Origin of the sequence: Rhizobium sp. NFR07 (assembly GCF_900111905.1) — a bacterium.
Lineage (GTDB): Bacteria > Pseudomonadota > Alphaproteobacteria > Rhizobiales > Rhizobiaceae > Neorhizobium.
In genome coordinates this window covers 93,261-109,844 of record NZ_FOKM01000003.1, presented here as the reverse complement: position 1 = coordinate 109,844, position 16,584 = coordinate 93,261, and the positions used below count along the sequence as shown (strand labels likewise).

17 protein-coding genes are annotated in these 16,584 nt (G+C 61.8%); 6 read left to right on the top strand and 11 right to left on the bottom strand.

Going from position 1 to position 16,584, the window contains the following annotated elements; genetic code table 11:
• Nucleotides 1-290: 290 nt before the first annotated feature.
• Complete coding sequence (locus tag BM216_RS07455) at nucleotides 291-1,268, top strand: YiiG family protein (RefSeq protein WP_244530114.1); 978 nt, start codon at nucleotides 291-293, stop codon at nucleotides 1,266-1,268.
• A 242-nt stretch (nucleotides 1,269-1,510) separates the two neighbouring features.
• Here BM216_RS07455 and BM216_RS07450 read toward each other — a convergent pair whose 3' ends face one another.
• The 6 genes from BM216_RS07450 to BM216_RS07425 all read right to left on the bottom strand — a co-directional run bounded on the left by BM216_RS07450 (nucleotide 1,511) and on the right by BM216_RS07425 (nucleotide 6,774).
• Nucleotides 1,511-2,818: an alpha/beta hydrolase family protein gene (locus BM216_RS07450; protein WP_092997361.1), complete on the bottom strand. Its 1,308-nt coding sequence runs from the start codon at nucleotides 2,816-2,818 to the stop codon at nucleotides 1,511-1,513.
• Between the two features lie 159 nt (nucleotides 2,819-2,977).
• Nucleotides 2,978-3,235 (bottom strand): BrnA antitoxin family protein, encoded by a 258-nt coding sequence (locus BM216_RS35005; protein WP_092997358.1) that lies wholly within the window; start codon nucleotides 3,233-3,235, stop codon nucleotides 2,978-2,980.
• Nucleotides 3,189-3,326: a BrnT family toxin gene (locus BM216_RS34600; RefSeq protein ID WP_244530131.1), complete on the bottom strand. Its 138-nt coding sequence runs from the start codon at nucleotides 3,324-3,326 to the stop codon at nucleotides 3,189-3,191. Before BM216_RS34600 ends, BM216_RS35005 begins: the two co-directional genes overlap by 47 nt.
• 230 nt (nucleotides 3,327-3,556) lie before the next feature.
• On the bottom strand, nucleotides 3,557-4,384 hold the full coding sequence (locus BM216_RS07435) for an aldo/keto reductase (RefSeq protein WP_092997355.1): 828 nt from the start codon (nucleotides 4,382-4,384) through the stop codon (nucleotides 3,557-3,559).
• 132 nt (nucleotides 4,385-4,516) lie between these two features.
• Nucleotides 4,517-5,554 carry an aldo/keto reductase gene (locus BM216_RS07430; protein WP_092997352.1) on the bottom strand — a complete coding sequence of 346 codons (1,038 nt, stop codon included), beginning with the start codon at nucleotides 5,552-5,554 and terminating at the stop codon, nucleotides 4,517-4,519.
• Nucleotides 5,555-5,574: 20 nt separating this feature from the next.
• On the bottom strand, nucleotides 5,575-6,774 hold the full coding sequence (locus BM216_RS07425; RefSeq protein ID WP_092997349.1) for an MFS transporter: 1,200 nt from the start codon (nucleotides 6,772-6,774) through the stop codon (nucleotides 5,575-5,577).
• 411 nt (nucleotides 6,775-7,185) lie between these two features.
• Here BM216_RS07425 and BM216_RS07420 point away from each other — a divergent pair, with 411 nt between their 5' ends.
• Nucleotides 7,186-8,079 (top strand): LysR family transcriptional regulator, encoded by an 894-nt coding sequence (locus BM216_RS07420; RefSeq protein ID WP_092997346.1) that lies wholly within the window; start codon nucleotides 7,186-7,188, stop codon nucleotides 8,077-8,079.
• 6 nt (nucleotides 8,080-8,085) lie between these two features.
• Here the strand turns inward: BM216_RS07420 and BM216_RS07415 are convergent, their stop codons facing one another.
• Entirely contained in the window at nucleotides 8,086-9,576 is a 1,491-nt protein-coding gene (locus BM216_RS07415; RefSeq protein ID WP_092997343.1) for a phospholipase D-like domain-containing protein, read from the bottom strand.
• An 86-nt stretch (nucleotides 9,577-9,662) separates the two neighbouring features.
• Nucleotides 9,663-10,391 carry a gamma-glutamylcyclotransferase gene (locus tag BM216_RS07410; protein ID WP_348271997.1) on the bottom strand — a complete coding sequence of 243 codons (729 nt, stop codon included), beginning with the start codon at nucleotides 10,389-10,391 and terminating at the stop codon, nucleotides 9,663-9,665.
• Between the two features lie 206 nt (nucleotides 10,392-10,597).
• On the opposite strand from BM216_RS07410, the gene BM216_RS33280 reads away from it, so the two are divergent.
• Together BM216_RS33280 and BM216_RS07405 are read left to right on the top strand one after the other, a co-directional pair.
• Nucleotides 10,598-10,777: a hypothetical protein gene (locus tag BM216_RS33280; protein WP_143102745.1), complete on the top strand. Its 180-nt coding sequence runs from the start codon at nucleotides 10,598-10,600 to the stop codon at nucleotides 10,775-10,777.
• A gap of 150 nt (nucleotides 10,778-10,927) precedes the next feature.
• Nucleotides 10,928-11,815, top strand: coding sequence for a branched-chain amino acid aminotransferase (locus tag BM216_RS07405; protein WP_092997340.1), 888 nt, complete (start codon nucleotides 10,928-10,930; stop codon nucleotides 11,813-11,815).
• 53 nt (nucleotides 11,816-11,868) lie between these two features.
• Here BM216_RS07405 and BM216_RS07400 read toward each other — a convergent pair whose 3' ends face one another.
• Nucleotides 11,869-12,729, bottom strand: a complete 861-nt coding sequence (locus tag BM216_RS07400) for an SDR family NAD(P)-dependent oxidoreductase (RefSeq protein WP_092997337.1) — start codon at nucleotides 12,727-12,729, stop codon at nucleotides 11,869-11,871.
• Between the two features lie 69 nt (nucleotides 12,730-12,798).
• Between BM216_RS07400 and BM216_RS07395 the strand changes: the two genes are divergently transcribed.
• Nucleotides 12,799-13,221 (top strand): winged helix-turn-helix transcriptional regulator, encoded by a 423-nt coding sequence (locus BM216_RS07395; RefSeq protein WP_092997334.1) that lies wholly within the window; start codon nucleotides 12,799-12,801, stop codon nucleotides 13,219-13,221.
• Between the two features lie 217 nt (nucleotides 13,222-13,438).
• Nucleotides 13,439-14,407, top strand: a complete 969-nt coding sequence (locus tag BM216_RS07390) for a phytanoyl-CoA dioxygenase family protein (protein ID WP_092997331.1) — start codon at nucleotides 13,439-13,441, stop codon at nucleotides 14,405-14,407.
• 28 nt (nucleotides 14,408-14,435) lie between these two features.
• Here the strand turns inward: BM216_RS07390 and BM216_RS07385 are convergent, their stop codons facing one another.
• On the bottom strand, nucleotides 14,436-15,053 hold the full coding sequence (locus BM216_RS07385; protein WP_092997328.1) for an alpha/beta hydrolase: 618 nt from the start codon (nucleotides 15,051-15,053) through the stop codon (nucleotides 14,436-14,438).
• A 122-nt stretch (nucleotides 15,054-15,175) separates the two neighbouring features.
• A complete protein-coding gene (locus BM216_RS07380) occupies nucleotides 15,176-16,486 on the bottom strand; it encodes an NAD(P)-binding protein (protein WP_177230730.1) in 1,311 nt (436 codons plus the stop codon).
• Between the last annotated feature and the right edge of the window lie 98 nt (nucleotides 16,487-16,584).

Below are 16,584 nucleotides of genomic sequence, written 5' to 3'. Positions count from 1 at the left end.
GCCTGCGGGCCTGTCATGGGCTTGGAGGCCACGCTATGGCCGCCATGCTTAATTGCCGCTTAATGAATATGGCCGGCAGCGAAAAATTGTTTGATTGCTGAACATTTGCAATGCAACAAAGTTGCGCGCCTGGCGGGCATGCAAATCTGGATTGATTTTTCAGCGTTGGGCTGCACGCCCCATGCCGTGAACTATTTCTCTATCTTTTACGAATTCTTACAATTGACCTTCGGAGTTCCAGCTCCAAATGCCATTCGTTTCAAGACCAAGTCTTTCTGGGGGTATTCATAATGCGGTATTTTGCGTCGAAGGCGGTCGCCGTCGCGGCTTTCGCTCTTTTGCTGCAGGCGCCACTCTGGGTGCTGATGACGAGTGACTCGTCCGCCATCGCTCAATCCGAGGCCAAACCTGCCGATCCGGCCGGGGCCGAGGCGGTCGTGACCGACGAGGCGATCGGCAAAATGAATTCCTATGTCGAGTTCCTCAACCGCTCGCTGCGTGCGTCGGAATCCCTGCAGCGCTACGCGAGCTGGGTAGACATGAAGAAGGGTCCGACCGGCAAGGAGAAGGTCGTCTACGGCCTCTATTCGCTCTACGACGTGCGCGAGGAAATCGCAGCCGTCGAGGAGGCCGCCAAGGCCGAGCCGAAAATGCCGGAACTCGACAAGGCCATGCTCGCCTATGTCGAGACCTACCAGAAGCTGGCGCCGGTCATCGAGAAGGCCAATAAATATTACGAGCGGCTCGACTACAAGTCCGACAAGATGGCGGGCGCGAAGGCCTTCCACAAGGATATCGCCGCGCTTTCCCCGACCTACGAGGAGCACCGCAAGGCGGCTGACCTGGCGCTCCGGACCGAAAAGTTGAAGCTCGATCTCGCTTCTCTTGAAGTGCTGGAAAAGGCCGAGGGCAAGAAGTCTCGCTGGCATGTGCGCAACATCATGATCCACGCCGAGGCGATGATGGATCTGATGCCGGACAACGACAAGCCGGTGGTCGACATGGCCGTTTTCAAGACGCAGCTCGACAGCTATGCCTCAGCCGTTCGCGAGTTCGACGACTACGCGCTCGAGCATCCGGACAGTTTCCACGTCTTCGAATCCCGCCCGGCCTCGCTCCTGTCGAAGCTGCGCGATCTCGACGAGACGCTGCAGAAGGTCAAGGGCGACGCCCGCAAAGCCGGCGGCGACGACATCGAATGGATCGTCTCGGACTACAACACGATGGTCTCGACCTCGCAGACCGCGACGACCTTTGCGAAGGATTGATGTGGGGGCTGCTTGGCAGTCGCTAGTCGGCGCAAGCCCGCCCCCTCTGGCCTGCCGGCCATCTCCCCCACAACGGGGAGATCACAAGCCGCACGAACTTTGCCCAAACTGACAACTGCAGCTTCTTATTGGTTGGTGATACTTAGGGCAGAAGTGTGCACCTAGCTAATCTCCCCCCATGTGGGGGAGATGCCCGGCAGGGCAGAGGGGGGTATCCCGCCCTCGGCTTCATCCGGCCTTCGCTAGTCCGCCATCGGCTCGAAATCCGGCAACAGCTTGCAGGGCTCGTCGTAGGTCTTGCTCTTCTCCTCGCAAAGCGCCGCAATCTTCTGCTTGGTCGGCTTTTCGCCATCCTCGATCCACGTCAGCATTGCGGAAAACAGCGCCGCATACTGCGGCGTCGAGAGCTTGGAATGCTCCGCCTCGTCGGAAAAATTCTGCTGCAGCAGATCGCCATTGCCGGCCTTTTCCACCGTCTGGCGGTAGATCGCCTCGTGATTGACGAAGACGGTCGGATCATCCTTCGCATGAAGGGTGATCGTCGGAACCACGATCTGCCCGGTGAGGTCTGAATCATAGGACATCAGCCGATGTCCCTCCGGGTCGGCGGTAAAACGCTCCACGCCCTTGTTCAGCGCCGCGTCGTCGTCCGAACCCTTGTATTCGACCTTGGAATTGTCGAACGGGTTCCGCCCGTCGAGCCTGCGCCAGACGATGTCGGAAAACAGGCCGGTCGCCCAGGCGAGATGCGCCACCAGTGATTTTTCCGGCACCGTTGTCACCGCCAGAATGTTGGCGAGGTTCTTCGCCTGCTCGGGCGTGCGCTTGTCCTTGGCCTGCGAGATGCCGGTGCATTCGTCGACGCGCTTTTCCAGTTCGTCGCGTGACATCTTTTCGCCCTTGGGCAGGCCCTGCCAGACGGGATACTGCACCTCGTCGGCGCGCGGATGGTTCTTGCAGTAATATTGATAGACGGCCCGCAGATCCGCCCGGAAATCATAGCCGTGGCCGCCGCCGGCCAAGAGCCCGCTGGTCAGCACCACGCCGTCGTAATTCTTGTGGCCCCGCCAGTCGAGCGCATAGAGCTCGGCGGTCTTGGCCGCGACATTGCCGCCCCAGGACTGGCCGTGCAGCAGCACATGCTTCGGCTCGCCGAGCAGCCGTTCCGCGATGCGCCGGACATTGTCGGTATCGGCCGCCGCCATACGCACACCATAGCCTTCGCGGCGATAGTTTGATCCCGCCCAGGCATAGCCTTCCTGCACGGTCACGGCAAAACGCTCCAGATCCTCCACCGGATCGTCGGGCTCGGGCTTGGCCGTACGCGGCCCGCCATGGGAGTGGACGACCAGCGTACCGTTCCAGTTCTTCGGCTTGGCGATCCAGTAATAGGCCCCGCGGAAATCGCGCCCCGCAAAGCATTCGGTGCCTTCAGGCATCGATTTCGGGCAATCCTTCGGCGCAGGCTCCGCACCCCGTCTTTGCGCGGCAGCCGGCAATGCAGTGGTGGCGATCACCGCCGCCGATATCAATAACGTTCTGAAAAGCATGGAAAACTCCTCCTTCCCCAGCCCGATGGAAAACTATAGCGATGGCGGAGCGAGGCAATGGGCAGAGCTTGAGCAAATGACGCCTGCGCCGACGACCTTACGGGTCATGGGTGGGGATCTGCCCAAATGCGAAAGGCGATGGGTGACAAACGACCCAGCCTATCGATGGGCCAGCCAGTCTCTCAATGCTTCGTTGATGCGCGACTGCCAGCCGGGGCCTTCCGCGCGAAAGCGCTCCAGTACATCGGCGTCGAGCCTGATCGTGGTGGAGACCTTGGTGCTGTCGCTTTTCGGCCGACCGCGTCGGACAGGCGCATCCGCCAGTCTTTCCAGCCAGGGCGACTGGGAGAGGTCCGGTGCATCATCTTCCTCAGAGAGAATGGAGCCGGTCGGCATAGATTTTCTGTTCTCGCTCATTGGCTTTCCTCATGCTGATGATCCGCTGATCGTCGCCCCTTGGCGTCCAGATGAAAATCACCATTCTCTGCTCCAGAAACCCGATCGTGATGTAACGGCTCTCGCCATAGTCGAAACGATCGTCCTCTATCGTCAGATGCGGGCCATCGAAATTTCGCCGCAGTGGCGGAAGTCCAGGCCGCGTTAGGAGAGCGTGGCCTCATGCTTTGCCTGATCAAAAACGATTGCCATTTATTGTTACTACAAAAAATGAAAAAGCTCCAGAGATATTCTCCCTGAAGCTTCTCGAACTCAATCAGTAATTGCAGGTGGGCGTAGCGGTTACACGTCCCATTCCGGCGCCAGATTGCCCGGGTCGTTGATCCGGCCGTTGGCGCGCGCCAGCGCGTGGATCGCCTCCATCTCTTCGAGCGTCAGCGCGAAGTCGAAGACGTCGAAGTTCTCCGCGATCCGGCTTGTCGTCGCCGTCTTCGACAGGGCGATCACATCCTTCTGCTGCACGGCCCAGCGCAGCACCACCTGGGCGACGCTCTTGCCGTGCTTGGCGCCGATATCCTTCAGCACCTGGTCGCCCATGACAGCACCGTCGGCCATCAGGAAGTAGGCGGTCACCGACATGCCGGTCTCGCGGGCCTTTTTGATCACCTTGGTCTGGTCGATATAGGGATGATACTCGACCTGGTTGTTGGCGATCGGCGCGTCGGACAGCTTCACCGCCTCGTCCATCAGGGCGGTGGAAAAGTTCGAGACGCCGATATGCTTGACCTTGCCGGCCTTGACCAGCTCGTTCAGTGCGCCGATCCGGTCTGCAAGCGGCATCCTGCTCTGCGGCCAGTGCAGGAGAAGCAGGTCGACATGGTCTGTCTTCAGCTTCTTCAGGCTCTCGTCGACGGAACCGATGAACGCATCATGGCCCACCTTGTCGACCCACACCTTGGTGGTGAGAAAGATGTCGGCGCGCGGAATGCCGGAGGCCTTCAGAACATCGCCGACGGCCTGTTCGTTGCCATAGATCTGGGCGGTATCGACGTGGCGGAAGCCGAGTTTCAGGGCTTCGGGCAGGACACGGTGGACATCGGCATCCGGCATGCGGAACGTACCGAAACCGAGGGCTGGAATATTGGCGCCGTTTGCGCTGACAGTGTGCATGGAGCTCTCCTTCGAAGGGAAAGCCCGGCGGAAACGCCGGGCGGAAATGAGACGTGTGTTACATGGGCCGGTCGGGACTTGGATCAAGCTGCCGTTTTGCTGGAATGGCTTCTTGCAGGATCCTGCCGTGGATCATGCGACGATCGGTGGGGCGAGGCGGGCAAAGCCCTCCTGCCGGTGATAGGGGAAATGCGGATAGGGCGCGGTGACGGCGCTCGCCGCATCGAGCTTCGCGATCTGCTCCTTCGTCAGCGACCAGCCCACCGCATCGAGGTTCTGCCGCAGCTGTTCCTCGTTGCGGGCGCCGATGATGACGGAGGATACGGTCGGGCGAGAGATCAGCCAGTTGATCGCCACCTGCGGCACCGACTTGCCGGTCTCTGCCGCAACCACCTCCAGCGCATCGACGACGCGGTAGAGAAGTTCGTCCTCGACGGGAGGGCCGAAGCTTGCCGTTTCGTGCAGGCGGCTGCCTTCCGGGATCGGCTTGGCGCGGCTGATCTTGCCGGTAAGCCTGCCCCACCCGAGCGGGCTCCAGACCAGCGCGCCGAGACCCTGATCCTGTCCGAGCGGCATCAGGTCCCACTCATAGTCGCGGCCGACCAGAGAATAATAGACCTGGTTCGCCACATAGCGGGTCCAGCCATGCTTCTCTGCCGCCGCCAGCGATTTCATGATCTGCCAGCCGGAGAAATTGGACACGCCGATATAGCGCAACTTGCCCTCCTGAACGAGCCTGTCGAGCGTCGACACCACTTCCTCCACCGGTGTCGAGGCATCGAAGGCATGCAGCTGGAAGATGTCGATATGGTCGGTGCCGAGCCGCTTCAGCGACTTTTCGACGGCACCGATCAGCCGGGCGCGCGACGATCCCCAGTCGTTTGCCCCGTCGCCGGTCGGCAGGCTGGCCTTGGTCGAGATCAGCACCTCGTCGCGCCGGCCCCCGATTGCCTGTCCCAGCACCTCTTCCGAAGCGCCGCCCGAATAGACGTCGGCCGTGTCGAAAAGGTTGACGCCGGCCTCGAGGCAGATGTCGACGAGGCGGCGCGCCTCTTCCACATCCGTCGTGCCCCAATGGCTGAACAGCGGGCCGGAACCGCCGAACGTGCCGGCGCCGAAGGAGAGGACCGGCACTTTGAGGCCGGATTTGCCGAGATTGCGATATTCCATGTCTTTATCCTTGCTGATGCTTATTCGGCCGGGCAGGCGAGGGCGCTATTGTTGGTGGTCGGCCCAGGAGCTTTTTTGTCTAGGCGGATGGCGACGAGTGCGACGGCAAGCGCTGCGATCGGCACGAGACCGGCGACGAAGGTGACCGCGCCGAGACCCGGGCCATGGTCGATGACGGCGCCGCCGAGCCATGCGCCGATGGCATTGCCGAGGTTGAAGGCGGCGATGTTGAAGGAGGAGGCGAGGCCCTGGCCCGCACCTTCCGCCTTCTGCAATACCCACATCTGCAGCGGCGAGACGGTGGCGAAGGCAGCAGCGCCGAACAGGCCGATGGCGATGACGGCAAGGATGGGCTGATGGATCGCCGCGGTCATGGCTAGCAGCACGACGGCGAGCGCCACGAGGCTACCGACGATGGTTGGCACCAGATGCTTGTCGGCCAGCCAGCCGCCGAACAGATTGCCGACCACCAGACCGCCGCCGAAGACGAGCAGGATCGGCGAGACGGCGCTTTCCGAAAAGCCGGTGATCTGCGTCAGGATCGGGGCGATATAGGTGAAGCCCGCAAACACGCCGACCCAGGAGAGCACGGTTACAAGAAGGCCGAGCACGACGGGACGGCGGCCGAGCACGGCCAGCACGCCCTGCGAGCTTTCTTCCTCTGCGTCGGAAGGCTTGTCCTTCGGCACGAGCAGCGCGATGACGGCCAGTGCCGCGATACCGATCAGCGTGACGGCCCAGAAGGTCGAGCGCCAGCCATAGGCCTGGCCGAGCCAGGTGCCGAAGGGTACGCCGAGAATGTTGGCGACGGTGAGTCCGGTGAACATGATGGCGATGGCCGAAGCCTTCTTGTTCGGCGCGACGAGACCGGTCGCGACGACCGAGCCGACACCGAAGAAGGAAGCGTGGGCGAAGGCGGTCAGCACGCGGGCGGCCATCAGCGTCCCGTAGTCGGGCGCAATGGCGCAGGCGAGATTGCCGACGGTGAACACCACCATCAGCGCCATCAGCAGGGTCTTACGCGACCATTTACCGGAGATCGCGCCGAGGATCGGCGCACCGATCACGACGCCGAGCGCATAACCGGAAATCAGCAGGCCGGCGGCCGAGATCGAGACGCCGAGGTCCTTGGATACATCGATCAGCAGACCCATGATAACGAATTCGGTGACGCCGATGCCGAAGGCGCCGGCCGTCAACGCATAGAGAGCGAGAGGCATTGGAGTATCCTTGTTTGCGGCCCCTGGGAGAAGGGCCTCGCGGGAAATCATTCGATGCCGCGCAATATCGTCGCCTGCCACTTGCATGAGTAGCGGCATAAGCGGATAATGATTTGTGAATTTTAGGAACAAGTGGCGCGAGCAGCAGTCCTTCGGGATATGTTTGCTGGCTCTCCATCAAGCGTCGCGAACTTGGCACCCCCCTCTGCCCTGCCGGGCATCTCCCCCACAAGGGGGAGATTATTAGAGGCACCACCTTCGTTCCGCTCTCTAAACAGGTCTCGGTCAGCAAGCCAAGCATGGGTGGGTTGATCGAGCCGGAGCGGCGCCCCCATCTGATCTCCCTCCTTGTGGGGGAGATGCCCGGCAGGGCAGAAGGGGGTATCGCCGCCCGCCGAAGCAGGATTACCAATGGATAACCGCGCCGGAGAAATGGAAGTCTTCGTCCTCGCCGCCGAGCTGAAAAGCTTCTCGGCTGCCGGCAGACGCTTGAAACTCTCGCCATCAGCCGTCAGCAAGCTGGTCACCCGCTTGGAAGATCGGCTCGGCACGCGACTGGTCGTCCGCTCCACCCGCATGCTGCAGCTGACGCCGGAAGGGGAGACCTATCTCGCCCGCGCCTCGCGCATCCTGGCGGAGATCGCCGATACGGAGGAGATCGTCTCGGGCGGCGGACGGGCGCTGCCGCGCGGGCCGCTGTCGGTCAATGCCTCGGTCGGTTTCGGCGAGCACTACATCCTGCCGATGACGCGGGAGTTCCTGACGCTGTTCCCCGATGTGCAGCTCGACGTCACCCTGACCGACGACACGGTCGATCTCATCCGCGAGCGCGTCGATATCGCCATCCGCCACGGACCGTTGCGCGATTCATCCCTGATGGCGCGAAAACTCGGCCAGAGCCGGCAGGTGGTGATGGCCTCTCCGGACTATATCGCCGAGCGCGGCCTGCCGAAGACGCCCGCCGATCTCGGCCGTCACAACTGCATCAATTTCAATTTCCGCCGCTCCATGGAAGGCTGGCCCTTCCGCGATCCGAAGACCGGCAAGATCGAGGTCTATCCGGTCTCCGGCAATCTGAAGGCCAGTTCCGGCTCGATCATCCGCCAGTTCTGCCTGGATGGCCTCGGCATCGGCCGGGTCGGCCGTTTCCATGTCGAGCCGGATATTCAGGCCGGAAACCTGGTGCCCATACTGGAGGATTATAATCCGGAGGATATCGAGGAGATCCACGCCGTCTATGCCGGCCACGAACATCTCGCGGTCCGCATCCGCGCCTTCATCGATTTCCTGGCGGAACGGCTTTAAAGCCCGTCAGATCGCCCGCTTCACCTTGTGGCCGAAGCGGCGCTTGAGGAAATGGGACGTCCTGTAGCGCACGCCGGATGGCCGTTCGGGGTCGGCGATGTCGGATTCGGCGAAGGCTTCCTCGTCGGCCGTCAGGTCGCGCATCGGCACCGGCACGAGCCCTCGGCCGCTCTCGCGGTTGAGCGCCTCGATCGCGCCGATGATCGAGCCGTCATGGGCGGCGATCGCCTTCGCAACCTCGTCCGCCGTGCAGCCCAGATGTTCGGCCAATAGATCGTCGCGCGTCGCGATGATCTTCTCGCGCAATACGTCCTGCCCTTCCTCCGCCTCGAGAATGACGTCGCATTCGGTGTCGTAGCCCATCGACCGGTTGTTGAGATTGGCCGAGCCGATCTTCACGATCCGGTCGTCGGAAAACATCATCTTGGCATGCACATAGATCGGCGTGCGTGCGGCGTTGACCGGATAATAGAGCCGGAAGCGATTGTGGATGTCGGCATCGCGCACCATTTTCATCAGCCGGATGCGGGCGGAATCCATCGCCTTTGCTTCAAGATAGCCCTCGCAGCCTTCCGGGTTGATCAGCACGATCTCCGGCCCGTCCGGCTCCTTCAGCCGCTCCGCCATCGCGGTTGCGATGCGGCGGGAGGCGAAATATTGGCTCTCGACATAAAGCGTCTTTTTCGTCGCCGCGATGATGGCAAGCTTGGCCGTCTCGATCTCGGCGATCTGCTCGCGCCCCTTGTATTCCGGTGCGGTGCGGGCAATGCCGATCGAGATGTCGCGGAAGCCGACATCGAGCCCGTCGGGCCAGGGCGTCTCGCCGTCGCTCTCGTCGGCCGAGGAGGGGAGGTCCTCCTCGGTCGCCAGTTTCCAGCGGCCGCGGGCGACCTCGCCGATCGCCTTTGCCGCGTCACCCGAAAGACAGGTCGTCGCGTCGTGCCACGGGTCCATGGCAAAGCCCATCGGCGATTTGCGCAGCGGTTCCTTGTCGGTGTGATCGCGTGTGTCCCAGCGTCCGACCGTCATGTCGATCCCGCCGCAGAAAGCCACCTCGTCGTCGATCACCAGAAGCTTCATGTGATGCGAGGAGATCGTCGGATGGGCGCCGTCGAGCTTCAGGTGGATGCGTTTGTCGAAGATCCATTTGAGAATGTAAAACGGCGTCTCGCCGCGGGTGATTGAGTTGATCAGCCCGATATCCCATTTCAGGATGCGGATATCGATCCCGTCCTTGCGTTCTGCCAGCGCATTGAGGAACTTGCCGAGCGCATCCGGCCAGCTGTCCGCGCCATCGCGCTTGTCGTCATCGCCATTGCCGGGAATGAGGTCGATGCGGGTGTCGAAATCCCAGCCGATCAGGTAGATCGAGCGCTTCGCCTTGGTCATTGCGTTCTTGGCGAAGCGGAAGAAATCCGCGGCGTCGATGATGATCGACAGCCTGTCCGCCTTGGCGATCCGCCAGCAGGTCTCGCCTTCCTTCAATATGCTTTGCATGAAATATCGTCGCCCGTCGCAAAATGAGATCGCGGGCGGATATAGGGCGGCTTTCCCGTCCGCCTATCGGGCGATGTCGAATTCCGTCACAAGCGGCTCGTCGCAGGGCGACTGGCCGCGTTCGTGCAGGCTGCGTATCTCGCGCGCCACCATCTCCTGCAGGCGCCAGAGATTGCGGTCGCGAATGCCGAATTCGGCCAGATGCACGACGGTATTGTAGAGATATTCGGCGCAGGATCCCCGATGACCGCAGGCGCGCGCCAGGATCGGCGCCACCTGTTCCAGCGGCAACAAAGGGCGGACGATCCGCGGCTGTCGCCGCCGGCCCAGAAGGTGAGGGCCCGGATAGTATCGCCGTCACCGGTCCTGACCGGCATAAAGCGGAAGGTGCTGAGACTGTCCTTGTGGCTCACCTCTCGCCGCAGCGCGCTTTCGATCTGGCCGCGCTTGTCGTGGTCGGCGACACGGTAGATCACCCCGTCGCAGCGGCCGCCGCGCGACAGCATCATCATCAGGCCGGGCTGTGTCGGCGAGCCGCGGCCGCGCTCTATATGCAGCGAGAAGGAACGGTGCCAGCCATAGGCCGTCGCCTTCTGGCTGGCGACGGAATCGAAGCCCGGCTTCCAGATCAGCGAGCCGTAGGCGAAGATCCAGAGCGGTTCGTCGCCTATCTCTTCCGTCAGCTTTTCGGCCAGCGCTGCATAATCCTCGTCGGTTAGTGGCTGCCAGGCTGCGGGCGGTCCCGGATCCTGCTCCTCGCGGAAACTGAGATCAACCAGTTGCTGGGTCAGCGACATCGACGATTGTGTAGGCATGGCTCCAATGGATCTAGATAAGGGGATCTTTAGGAAAGTGCTGCAGTGCACATGATGCCAACAGTGCTCCCGCCATCGCGGCATGTCAACGGACCGCAATATTGCCAATTGTAACATTGCCCCATAGCCGCCCGATTGTTCTGATCAAGATCACGGATCGTTTCTGTTCGAACGATTGCGTGAACACAGCATTGGGGCGTTTTTGAATGCAGTTTTGTATGCGGTGGCTGCCGATACTCGTTATTGCCGTGATGATTGCCTGCGTGCTGAGCATCGCGCTAATGAACAACGACAACCAGTTGTCCAGTGCGGACAAGCCGCAGACTTCCCCCATTCAGCCGTCCGACGAACCGCTGCTTGCTCCCGCACCGAAGACCAATCCCTGACGTGCTTTTATAAGGTCCCATGGACTTCGATCGCGACGTCGGTCTGACTCATCAATTCTTGTGATGTTACATCTGACATAATCGCTTGACCTTTGGCGCCCGTGGCTCTTCATTCGCGGCACTTTTCGTGCCTGTTTGAAGGAGACTATCATGGCCGTCGATACATCCCCCCGTTCTACCACCTGGACCTATGTGGATGGTGAGTGGGTGGACGGCAATCCGAAGCTCATCGGTCCCACTTCGCACGCCATGTGGCTGGCCTCGACCGTCTTCGACGGCGCGCGCTGGTTCGATGGCATCACGCCCGACCTCGACCTGCATTGCCAGCGCATCAATCGCTCTGCCACCAACATGGGCATGAAGCCGACCATGACGCCTGAACAGATCGAGGCGCTCGCGCTGGAAGGCGTCAAGAAGTTCGACGGCAAGACGGCGATCTACATCAAGCCGATGTACTGGGCCGAGCATGGCTCCGCCTTCAGCGTCGTGGCACCGGATGCCGAATCCACCCGCTTCGCGCTCTGCCTGTTCGAAGCGCCCATGCATACAGCAAAGCCTTCGTCGCTGACGGTTTCGCCATTCCGCCGCCCGTCGCCGGAAGTCGCCATGACCACCGCCAAGGCCGGCAGCCTCTATCCCAATAGCGGCCGCATGATCCTCGAAGCCCGCGCCCGCGGCTTCGACAATGCGCTCGCCCTCGACATGAACGGCAATGTCGCCGAGACGGCATCCTCGAACATCTTCATGGTCAAGGACGGCGTCGTCATGACCCCGATCGCGAACGGCACCTTCCTCGCCGGCATCACCCGTGCACGCATCATCGGCCTGCTGCGTCAGGCGGGCTTCGATGTGCTCGAAATGACGCTGACGGTTCAGGATTTCGCCAATGCCGACGAGATCTTCACCTCCGGCAACTATTCCAAGATCGTTCCGGTGACGAAGTTCGAGGAGCGCTCGCTACAGGAAGGCCCCGTCGCCCGCAAGGCGCTTGAAGTCTACATGGACTGGGCCCGTTCGGGTGGCCGCAACGACGCCTGAGGCACTTGCCTGAAACGCTTGACGGCTGCGGCGATCCTCGCCGCAGCCGCTTCTTATTGTGGCAGCGGTGCGTAACCATCCGCATCGGCGTCCGTACTGCGGCTGACGGCTTCCCATCTGTCATCCCCGGCACGCAAGGTTTCCGCGACCCGTCTTGCAACATTCACCGCGTCGCTGCCGATCAGCATTCTCAGCGGCGGATCGTCATGGTCCACCACGTCGGCGAGGATTTTCGCCACCCGCTTCGGATCGCTTGACGGCAGATTGGCGAGATTGCTGCGCCGGGTTCGCACCAGTTCTCCGACGCTCTCCTCGTAGTCTTCGCTGATGGCCATTCGCGTATCCATGGCGCGATGGGCCCAATTGGTCTTCATGCCGCCGGGTTCCACGACCGTCACCTTGATGCCGAGATGCCCGACCTCTGCTGCCAGCACGCCGGAGAACCCGGCGATCGCCCATTTCGCCGACTGGTAGCCGGTCAGGCCGGGCGTCGCCGCCCGGTCGCCGACGGACGATATCTGCAGGATATGGCCGGATCGTCGCCGGCGCAGATGCGGCAACGCCGCGCGCGTGACATGGACGGCGCCGTAGAAATTGGTGTTCATCTGATCCTTGAAACCTTCCGGCGCCATGTCCTCGAACGGCATCATCGTCGCATATCCTGCATTGTTGACGATGACGTCCAGCTGGCCGAAATGCGCCGCCGCCTTGTTCACTGCGTGCGTCACGGCGGCTTCATCGCGCACGTCGAGACTAAGCGGCAGGATCGCGCCGCCATAGCGATCGGAGAGGTCGAAGAGTTCCGCCGGCCGGCGCGCGGTCGCCGCGACGCTGTCACCGCGCAGGAGCGCTTCCTCCGTGATGTCGCGGCCAAGGCCGTTGGCGGCACCGGTAATGAACCAGATCTTTTTCATGAAGAACCTCCTTTGGCGTGTTGCTCACCATCTAGGGGCGTTGCTGCAATCTTGAAAGAAGGTACCCTGATGATCTATACTAACCTCATGGATACTGAAGATCGCATCTTGCACGACGCAGAGGAGTTCTGCGCCAACCTGACCGATGAGCAGGATGAGCGGGCCCGCGAGATCCTGAGCCTGATTGCGGACAAGTGGCCGCTCTGGGTGATGCAGGTATTGGGTGCCAGCGCCGAACCCATGCGCTTCTCCCGGGTCATGGATCATCTCGACGGCATCAGCCAGAAGGTTCTGACCCATACGTTGCGGCGACTGGAGAGGGAGGGGTTCGTCACGCGCAAGATCTATCCGCAGGTTCCGCCGCGGGTCGACTACGCCCTGACGCGGGAGGGGCGCGAGCTTCTCGTGGAAGTCCTGCCGCTCTGGCGCTGGGTGGCTGCACGAATCGGATATTTCGACGCGGCGCGGGCACGATATGACGCATCCGGATGATCGGGCCAATGATCGGGAGACGAAAAACATGAGGAAGTATTATAAAGTATTCTAATTAAATCTACCCGTGGAACGGTAAGTTTGTTCGATTGTTTCAAGTGTAATCATTCCCGAAATCTCACTTTTGCCGCATTGCAGCAAAAATATGCCAGTCGCTTTCAAGTAAAACATGCAGTCTCTCTCCCCACTCGGAACGCAAGCCCGGAAAGGAGCGGCAATGTCAGCGAAAGCATCCTCCCCCAACGATCTCGAGGCCGTCGCTCGTTCCGGCGGCAGGCTCCGCCGCATGGCGGTCCGTATCCCCACCTATCTGGCAGACGTGAAGGAAAACCCGGCCTGGCTGCCGATGTTCATGCTTGCCCGCACCATGCCGGGCCGCAGGGCACATTGGGCGATGTCGGCCAAATACCGACCCTCCGCCACGCCGCAGCCGTCGATTTTCGGGCCGCTGAATGCGGCGAAGATTGCCGATGAACTGCGCAGCGACGGCATCTTCGCCGACCTGCAATTGCCCCAGGCGATTCACAGCGAGATCTGCGATTTTGCCGGTCGCACCCCATGCTTCGGCAATTTCAATCGCGAGCTCGAATTCCTGGCGCCGGAGCACGACGAGGCCGAACGCCGCTTCGGCCGGTCGCTGCTCAGCGGCCATTTCTTCGAGCGCTCCCTGGACAGCGAAGGCGTGAGGGCGGTGCAGGGCGATCCGCTGCTGCTCGACGTCGCGAAACATTATCTTGGCGCCAGCGCGCAGCTCATCACCACCCGCATCTGGTGGAGCTTCCCGACCAAGGCTTCATCCGAAGCCGACCGCAGTCTCGCCTCGCTCGACAAGTTTCATTTCGATCTCGACGACTGGCGGATGCTCAAATTCTTCTTCAACCTCGTCGATGTCGACGAGGGCACCGGTCCGCATGTCTTCGTCAAGGGCAGTCACAATCGGCGCAAGGCCAGCCACCAGTACACGCTTCTCGTCGGCCATTCGGCCGAGGAAGTGCTGGATTACTACGGTGCCGACAAGGCCGTGACGCTCACCGGCCAGGCCGGTTCGGGCTTCGTCGAGGATCCGTTCGGTTTCCACATGGGCACCGTTCCGGTAACGAAGCCGCGCCTGATGATGGAAGTCGGTTTCGGCGTCTCGAAACCGTCCCGCCGTCGTTTCCACGGCGAGCCGGTCATCAAGCGATAGCTGCGGCATGAAAAAACGGCCCGCGATCTCAGTCGCGGGCGATTGCTTCCAGGAAATCGCAGGCGCGGTCGGCTCCGCCGATCGAAATCGTGTGGCCAAGGCCCGGTTCGATCACGGTTTCCACCGACAGGCCGGCGGCCTTCAACTCGGTTTCCGCCTTCTCCGTCTCCCACGACGGAATGACGGGATCTGCTGTGCCGTGGATCAGCATGATCTTGGTTTCCGTGGAAGGCTTGAGCGGCGCTTCACTCGCAAGCCGGCCGGAAAAGCCGACAACCGCCGCAACGGGCCAGCGTCCGCTTGCCGCTGCATCGAGCGACATGATCGTGCCCTGCGAGAACCCGACCAGTACAACCCGGTCCAGCCGGCCGTTGAAGCCTTTTTCCTCGATGATGTCGGAAATCACCGTGTCGAAGGCCGGGCGGGCGGCGGTGATGCGGGCAGGGCGGTTTTCCTCGGTCACGCCGGCGACGCTGAACCACTGATAGCCCGATCCGAAATTCGACGGTTCCGGCGCATTGGGCGAAACGAACACTGCGTCCGGCAGGCGTGCCTTCCAGCTTTCGCCGAGCGGCGCGAGGTCGGCACCATTGGAGCCGACGCCGTGCAGCAGGATGACGAGGAGGGCGTTTGCAGAAACCGTCATGGGAATACCTTGTCTGAAATGGAAGCGGACTATCCGTAGCCTACCATCTAGGGCGTCGGCATGACGGTGGATAGTCGATAACCGTTGACCGCTCCGTTCACCGGCGGGGACCGCTCAGCATTTCAGGCCGAAAGTGTTCCGCGGATCGTCCTTTCCGCCACGGATGCGGAAACGTCTCCGGTCGGCTGGTAATCGAAGCCGCCCTGCCGCCCGTAGGATCGCACGCCGAACCGTGCCAGATCCTCTATCGCGCGATCGGCCGCGGCGCTGGCACCTTTCAGGTAGACGGGATAGGCGTGGTCCAGCATGTTGGCGCCCTCCAGAACAAGGTCCCCCGCGAACAGCCCCTTGCCGGCTGCATCCTTGCGAAAGTCCTCGTCATAGCGGTCGATTGTCAGCGGCTCGCCGATCACCGTGAACTCGACCGAGAAATAGGCGCGGCCCGCCGTCTCCCCGTAGAAGTCGGAATGGAAGGTGAGGCGCTTCCACAGCCCGCGGTCATGGAAATTGTAGAGCACGTTGCCGTCGAAGCCGCGATTGCCGGTGAAGCTGTAGAACAGGCTGACCAGGCTGGCGCTCTTCAGTTCGGCCGGAACCGGCATGCCGCAATAGCGCAGGGCGGTGGCAAGCGGCACGGTGGAGAACAGTTCTGCGGCATGGACGCTTCCCGAGGCGAGCGCCACGGTCATCGACCCGTCGCCGGTCTGCGCGATCGCCTGCACCGCCGCCGCCAGTTGGACGACAGCTCCCTTTTCCCGAAGCATCTCGGCGACTTTCGAATAGATCTCCCGAAAGCCCGCCTTCGGCCGCACAAAACAGGCGTTCGTCTCCGTCTCGGGTCGCCGGCGAAGGCTCCGCAGCAGACCTGCGAGATTGGCGTTGCGCGCCACCCAGCCCATCCTCTTGCGCGCAAACGAGCTTTCGACCTGGTTCGGCTCTGCCGAATAGAAGCGCCGCAGATACGGCACCAGGCCGCTCACATTGGCAAATTCCCGGCCGACCCAATAGGTGATGAAATCGAGGGCACTCGCCCGCTGGTCGACAGTCAGGCGCGAGCGGATCAGGGATGACAGGATATGCGCCTGTTTGGCGGACGGCAGGCTGAGCAGGTCATGCCTCAGGTCGAACGGATAGCCGCTGATCCCTCCGTCCGGCCGTACCTTTACCACCCGCGTCTCGGCCGGCAGATAGAGGCCCAGAAGCTGCGGGAAATGGCGGAAGAAGGCCGAGTTTTCATGAAAGAAGAAACAGCCGATATCGAAGCTCATCCCACCGATGTCGCGGCTGATATGATTGCCGCCGAGCTCGGCATAGTCGTCCAGCAGGAGAACCCGCCTGCCGCGATCGGCAAGTAGGTATGCCGAGACGAGGCCGGATATGCCCGCGCCAAGAACGATCGCGTCGAACCGTGTATCCGAACAGTATTGCTGCAAGGCTGTATTCCCGATGGGCCATGGGGGGCGTGGTTCGATGCGGATATTAGAATGTGTGAAATTGGCCGAGGAAATCGTTTTGCAGAATAGTTGTCAAC

Bases quoted from the DNA above. Each gene is read 5' to 3' on its own strand.
- BM216_RS07455 (WP_244530114.1), top strand. From the start codon at position 291: ATGCGGTATTTTGCGTCGAAGGCGGTCGCCGTCGCGGCTTTCGCTCTT.
- BM216_RS07450 (WP_092997361.1), bottom strand. From the start codon at position 2,818: ATGCTTTTCAGAACGTTATTGATATCGGCGGCGGTGATCGCCACCACT.
- BM216_RS35005 (WP_092997358.1), bottom strand. From the start codon at position 3,235: ATGAGCGAGAACAGAAAATCTATGCCGACCGGCTCCATTCTCTCTGAG.
- BM216_RS07435 (WP_092997355.1), bottom strand. From the start codon at position 4,384: ATGCACACTGTCAGCGCAAACGGCGCCAATATTCCAGCCCTCGGTTTC.
- BM216_RS07430 (WP_092997352.1), bottom strand. From the start codon at position 5,554: ATGGAATATCGCAATCTCGGCAAATCCGGCCTCAAAGTGCCGGTCCTC.
- BM216_RS07425 (WP_092997349.1), bottom strand. From the start codon at position 6,774: ATGCCTCTCGCTCTCTATGCGTTGACGGCCGGCGCCTTCGGCATCGGC.
- BM216_RS07420 (WP_092997346.1), top strand. From the start codon at position 7,186: ATGGATAACCGCGCCGGAGAAATGGAAGTCTTCGTCCTCGCCGCCGAG.
- BM216_RS07415 (WP_092997343.1), bottom strand. From the start codon at position 9,576: ATGCAAAGCATATTGAAGGAAGGCGAGACCTGCTGGCGGATCGCCAAG.
- BM216_RS07410 (WP_348271997.1), bottom strand. From the start codon at position 10,391: ATGCCTACACAATCGTCGATGTCGCTGACCCAGCAACTGGTTGATCTC.
- BM216_RS33280 (WP_143102745.1), top strand. From the start codon at position 10,598: ATGCAGTTTTGTATGCGGTGGCTGCCGATACTCGTTATTGCCGTGATG.
- BM216_RS07405 (WP_092997340.1), top strand. From the start codon at position 10,928: ATGGCCGTCGATACATCCCCCCGTTCTACCACCTGGACCTATGTGGAT.
- BM216_RS07400 (WP_092997337.1), bottom strand. From the start codon at position 12,729: ATGAAAAAGATCTGGTTCATTACCGGTGCCGCCAACGGCCTTGGCCGC.
- BM216_RS07395 (WP_092997334.1), top strand. From the start codon at position 12,799: ATGATCTATACTAACCTCATGGATACTGAAGATCGCATCTTGCACGAC.
- BM216_RS07390 (WP_092997331.1), top strand. From the start codon at position 13,439: ATGTCAGCGAAAGCATCCTCCCCCAACGATCTCGAGGCCGTCGCTCGT.
- BM216_RS07385 (WP_092997328.1), bottom strand. From the start codon at position 15,053: ATGACGGTTTCTGCAAACGCCCTCCTCGTCATCCTGCTGCACGGCGTC.